At 69.2% G+C, this 4,718-nt stretch carries 6 protein-coding genes and 1 pseudogene; 2 read left to right on the top strand and 5 right to left on the bottom strand.

Annotated elements, in window-relative coordinates:
* On the top strand, positions 1-1,109 hold a 1,109-nt coding region (locus AWB94_RS34885), incomplete at its 5' end, for a mannosyltransferase YkcB-related protein (RefSeq protein WP_474630410.1).
* On the opposite strand, the gene AWB94_RS01045 is transcribed toward AWB94_RS34885, so the two are convergent.
* From AWB94_RS01045 to AWB94_RS01030, 4 genes are read right to left on the bottom strand one after another with little or no spacing between them, the layout of a single operon-like run.
* Positions 1,101-1,376: a Rossmann-fold NAD(P)-binding domain-containing protein gene (locus tag AWB94_RS01045; RefSeq protein WP_062658408.1), complete on the bottom strand. Its 276-nt coding sequence runs from the start codon at positions 1,374-1,376 to the stop codon at positions 1,101-1,103. The two genes, AWB94_RS34885 and AWB94_RS01045, sit on opposite strands and share 9 nt — an antisense overlap.
* A 51-nt stretch (positions 1,377-1,427) precedes the next feature.
* On the bottom strand, positions 1,428-2,240 hold the full coding sequence (locus AWB94_RS01040) for an ABC transporter permease (RefSeq protein ID WP_062658409.1): 813 nt from the start codon (positions 2,238-2,240) through the stop codon (positions 1,428-1,430).
* Entirely contained in the window at positions 2,230-3,042 is an 813-nt protein-coding gene (locus AWB94_RS01035) for an ATP-binding cassette domain-containing protein (protein ID WP_062658410.1), read from the bottom strand. The genes AWB94_RS01040 and AWB94_RS01035 overlap by 11 nt, the downstream gene beginning before the upstream one ends.
* Positions 3,039-3,494 (bottom strand): MarR family winged helix-turn-helix transcriptional regulator, encoded by a 456-nt coding sequence (locus AWB94_RS01030; RefSeq protein WP_062658411.1) that lies wholly within the window; start codon positions 3,492-3,494, stop codon positions 3,039-3,041. The genes AWB94_RS01035 and AWB94_RS01030 overlap by 4 nt, the downstream gene beginning before the upstream one ends.
* 110 nt (positions 3,495-3,604) lie before the next feature.
* Between AWB94_RS01030 and AWB94_RS01025 the strand changes: the two genes are divergently transcribed.
* Positions 3,605-4,441, top strand: a complete 837-nt coding sequence (locus AWB94_RS01025; protein ID WP_109762450.1) for an enoyl-CoA hydratase/isomerase family protein — start codon at positions 3,605-3,607, stop codon at positions 4,439-4,441.
* Here AWB94_RS01025 and AWB94_RS34880 read toward each other — a convergent pair.
* Positions 4,417-4,718: pseudogene (locus tag AWB94_RS34880) on the bottom strand (hypothetical protein); the annotation flags it as partial. The gene AWB94_RS01025 and the pseudogene AWB94_RS34880 overlap by 25 nt on opposite strands.

Genomic DNA, 4,718 nt, shown 5'->3' with positions numbered 1-4,718 from the left:
GGCCGGCGTCGTCGCGGCCGTATCTGGCCGGTTCCACCGACAACAATTTCATGAACCTGGTCCTCGGCTACAACGGTATTGCCCGAATCCTGGGCCGGCACAACACCACGATGTTCGGGTCGATGGGCAGCGGAGGTGGTGACCTCGGCGGCTGGGGCGGGCAATCTCACGGCCTGACCCGACTGTTCAACGGCGAGTTCGGCTTCGAGATCGGCTGGCTGCTGCCGGGAGCGCTGCTGGCCACCGTTCTGGTGCTGGTGGAACGCGGGCGGGCACCGCGCACCGACCGGGTGCGGGCGGGCGCCATGCTGTTCGGCGGCTGGATGGTGGTCGACGGTATCGTGCTCAGCCTGATGCACGGCACCGTGCACGCGTACTACTGCCTCTCCCTGGCGCCGGCCGTCGCCGCCACGTACGCCATCGGTGTGCAGCGGATGTGGGTGCGCCGCGACGGCTGGTTCGGCCGGTTGGGCTTGACGGCGCTACTGGCCGGCACCGGGTCCTGGGGATGGTGGCTGTTGCACCGGAATCCGCACTGGCAGTCCTGGATTCGTGTAATGGTCGTGGTCCTGGCGGTGGCGGTCCTGGCAGTGTGGATCGGCCGGCCGGTCGCCGCGCGGGCGGCGCTGGTGCTCGGTGTCTGCGCGGCCCTGCTCGGTTCGGCGGCCTACGCGGTGGCCACCGCCGCCAGCCCACACCAGGGCGGCGGGCCGACCGTCGGCCCGCATCGATTCGGTAAGGACACCGGCACGTGGGGCCGCGACGCGGACACCCCGGCCCTCGATGCGCTGCTGTCGGCTAGCCGGGCCCGGTGGTCGGCGGCCGTCGAACGATCCAATACCGCAGCTGGTTTGGAGCTGTCCACCCACACCGCGGTGATGGCGATCGGTGGGTTCTCCGGCACCGATCCGGTGCCCACCCTCGGCCAGTTCCAGCAAGACGTGGCCCGCCATCAGGTCGGCTACTACCTGATGGAGAAGGCGCCCGGGCACGGGCCGTCACTGAACACCCGCGCCCACGGGGACATCGCGCAGTGGGTGGCCGCGCACTTCCCGGCCACGGTGATCGGGTCGACGACGGTGTACGACCTGACGACGCCGTCACGCTGACATCGGCAGCGATGCGGACCCGAATCGCATTGTCGCCCTGTCCAGCACCCGGCTCCACTGTTCAGGATCGCTGGTATCGGCCGCCAACAGCAACAGCCGATCGGCGTCTCTCTCGTTCAGCAATGGCACCAACGCGGTGGCGTGCCGGTCGGTGGCCACCACCCGGTGCCCGGCGGCCAGCAACGCACGGACGGTGCAACAGCCCTCGGGCGTCCCGGCATTCGACACGATGACCACGGATTCCATGCTGCGCCTGTCGATTTCCATGCCTCGAGTCAACGCCGGCAAGCTTGGTGCCCGATATGCCGCGGATGTGTCTTAGCGCACCAGGCGGCGCAGCAGCGCCGAGGCGCTGGCAATCCCGAGCACCGCGGCGGCCACCAGCACCGCGATATCCACCCAGCCGCTGGAGGGTGTGCCGATCAGCAAGCCGCGCAGCGCGTTCACCTCGTAACTCAACGGGTTCACCGCCGAGAGCCAGCGCAGCCACTGCGGCATCACGTCGACCGGGTAGAGCGCGTTGGAGGCGAAGAACAGCGGCATGGTGATGGCCTGACCGATACCCATCAGGCGATCCCGGTGCTGCACCAGACCGGCGAGCGTCATGGACAGGCAGGCGAAGAACGCCGATCCGAGCACCACCACGACCATGGCGCCCAGGATGCGCAGCGGGTTGACGGTCATGTGCACGCCGAGCAGATAGGCCAACGCCACCACCCCGATGACCTGCACCACCGAGCGCACACCGGCGGCGAACGCCTTACCGGTCACCAATGCCGATGCGGGCGCGGGGGTGACCATCAGCTTGGCCAGGATGCCGGCGTCGCGGTCCCAGATGATCTGGATGCCGTAGAAGATCGAGATGAACAGCGCGGACTGGGCGATGATGCCCGGCGCCAGGAAGGCCAGGTAGTCGACATGGCCGGTGTCGATGACGTGCAGCCGGCTGAACGTCTGCCCGAAGATCAGCAGCCACAGCGCCGGCTGGACCATGCGGGTGAACAACTCGGTGCGGTCGTGCCGGAGCTTCTGCAGTTCGACGAGGGCGAAGGCGCCGATGCGCACGACCAACCCGCGCACCCGACGCCAGCCGCGCGGGGCGCGGACCAGGGTGAGGGTTTCAGCCGACACGGCGCGCCGTCCTCCTGGCCGCCTGGACCTCGCGCAGACCCGCCTGGCCGGGCTCGTCGAGGTCCGAACCCGCGTAGTGCCGGAAGACGTCTTCCAATGTGGCGGTGTCGCTGACGGTGGCCTTCAGCTCGGCGGGGGTGCCGACGGCCTGCAGGCGGCCGTGGTGCATCAGTGCCACCCGGTCACAGAGCGCATCCGCCTCACCCATGTAGTGCGTGGTCAACAGCACGGTCATGCCGAAGTCGGCTTTCATCCGTTCCACCTGTTCCCAGACGCTGTCGCGCGCGATGGGATCCAGACCCACCGTCGGTTCGTCGAGCAGCAGCAGCGACGGTCGATTCACCAGCGCCTGCGCGAGCTCCAGCCGGCGCACCATACCGCCGGAATAGGTTCCGGCCACGTTGTCGGCGACATCGGAGAGCTGCATGGCGGCCAATGCGTCGGCAACCCGGTCGGCCCGCTCGCGCCGGGGTACATCGTAGAGCCGGGCGAACAACTCGACGTTCTGCCGGCCGGTCAGGGCCGCCTCGATGGAAAGCTGTTGTGGCACATAGCCGATGTTGAACCGGATGTCCATGGTGTTGCGCCGGGAGTCCAACCCGAAGATTTCGACCGCGCCGTGTTGCACCGGGGTGAGGGTGGTGAGCACCCGGATGACGGTGGTCTTGCCGGCGCCGTTGGGGCCGAGCAGCCCCATGGTCTCGCCGGTGCGCACCTGTAGGTCCAGATCATCCACGGCGGTGAACTGGCCGTAGCGGTGCGTGAGCCGGCGGCATGCGATGGCCGGGGGTGGCGGGGTCATGGCTGCCTCTCCTGCAGTATTCGGGTCAGTTCGGCGATGACGTGCAATCCCTTTGCCAAGTCGTCGATTTGCGATGGGGCGAGTTCGTCCAGGGCGTCGGTCAGCGCGGCGCGGCGGGCGAGCCGGGATTCGTCGGCGATGCGTTGCGCGGATGCGGCCAGCCGCAGCCGCCCGACCCGGCGATCGGTGTCGTCCACCCCGCGGATGAGCAGACCGTCGGCCGCCAGCCTGGACACCAGGGTGGAGGCGGTGTTGGGTGCCAGGCTGAGTTCGGCGGCGGCCTCCCGCACGGAGATGTCCGGGTTGCGGCCGACCAGGCGCAGCAGCTCAGCCTGGGATTGGGTGAGCCCGGTCCGGTCGAAGCCACGGCCCCCGGTCGAACGGCGCAGTTGGCGGCGGAACCGCCCGACCACGCCGAACAGCTCGGTGACCAGGTCGGCGCGCACGTCCATGACGCCACATTACCTCTGTTACAGAGCTATCTGAACCCGCACGCGCTGTTGTGGCGCAGGGTGTCAGCCACGCGGACACCCGCGAGTGCCGACGGGTACTCCAAGATGAGGTGGTGGACCCGTACCGGACCCTGCTGTTCGACGTCGACGGCGGCGTCGCCGTGGTCACCCTGAATCGGCCCGAGCGGCGCAATGCCATCGGCGACGGTATGCGCGAGGAGCTCGCCGACGCCTACCGCCGCTGCGCCGACGCCGACGACATCCGAGCGGTGGTGCTCACCGGAGCTCCGCCGGCATTCTGCGCGGGCGCCGACCTGGGCGCCGGGGAGCGCACCTTCACCGAACCGGGCGCGGGCTTCAGCGCCGCCGGGATCGAGGTGCCGGCCTGGGCCCTCGACAAGCCGGTGATCGCCGCGGTGAACGGGCACGCCATCGGCCTCGGGCTGACGTTGGCCCTGCAGTGTGACATCCGGATCTTCGCCGCGGACGCGCGTTACGGCGTGGTGCAGGTGCGCCGCGGTGTGGTGGGGGACGCGTACTCGCACTGGGTGTTACCGCGCTTGGTGGGGATTTCGGCCGCCGCCGAAATCCTGCTCACCGGACGGACGTTCGACGGCCGGCGGGCGGTCGAACTAGGACTGGGCAGCCAAGCACTGGACGCGGCGCAGGTGCTGCCCGCCGCACTCGAGCTCGCCCGCGATATCGCGGACAACACCGCACCGATGTCGGTCGCCGCCAGCAAGCGGCTGCTGTGGGATTCGTTCGGGCTGACGCGTGAACAGGTCGGTGCCCGCGAGACCGAGATCCATCTCCACCTGATGGCGCACGACGATGCCCGCCAGGGAGTGCGGGCCCACCTGGATCAGCGGCCACCCAGGTGGACGGGCCGGCCGGTGGACCCGACGCGGGAGCGCAAATCACCTCAAAAGGGCGGCGGTTCGGCATAGGTGTCTTGGTTGAGTCGGCGCATGGCGATGATGCGGGCGGTGCGGGTTTCGGTGCGTGTGCGTCGGCGCCGTGGCATCGCCAGGTGGCGGTCGCTGGTGGTGGTGACCGCTTGCGCAGGTGGTGCAAGAGTAGGGATGACTCTGTCGGGGAACAGGATTCGAGTCAGCGGCACGGTGGTGTAGGCGTGACCGGTGGGGCTGGTCCAGGTGTGGGTGCCGTCGGGGTGTTGTCGGTCGGTCCAGCCGCCGAAGGTCTTGAGCAGGTGGTGGGTGCGGC

The organism is Mycolicibacterium canariasense, assembly GCF_002101555.1.
Classification (GTDB): Bacteria; Actinomycetota; Actinomycetes; order Mycobacteriales; family Mycobacteriaceae; genus Mycobacterium; species Mycobacterium canariasense.
Note: the sequence above shows the minus strand (reverse complement) of the source record. Positions and strands in the feature narration are given on the sequence as shown.

Bases quoted from the DNA above. Each gene is read 5' to 3' on its own strand.
- AWB94_RS01045 (WP_062658408.1), bottom strand. From the start codon at position 1,376: ATGGAAATCGACAGGCGCAGCATGGAATCCGTGGTCATCGTGTCGAAT.
- AWB94_RS01035 (WP_062658410.1), bottom strand. From the start codon at position 3,042: ATGACCCCGCCACCCCCGGCCATCGCATGCCGCCGGCTCACGCACCGC.
- AWB94_RS01030 (WP_062658411.1), bottom strand. From the start codon at position 3,494: ATGGACGTGCGCGCCGACCTGGTCACCGAGCTGTTCGGCGTGGTCGGG.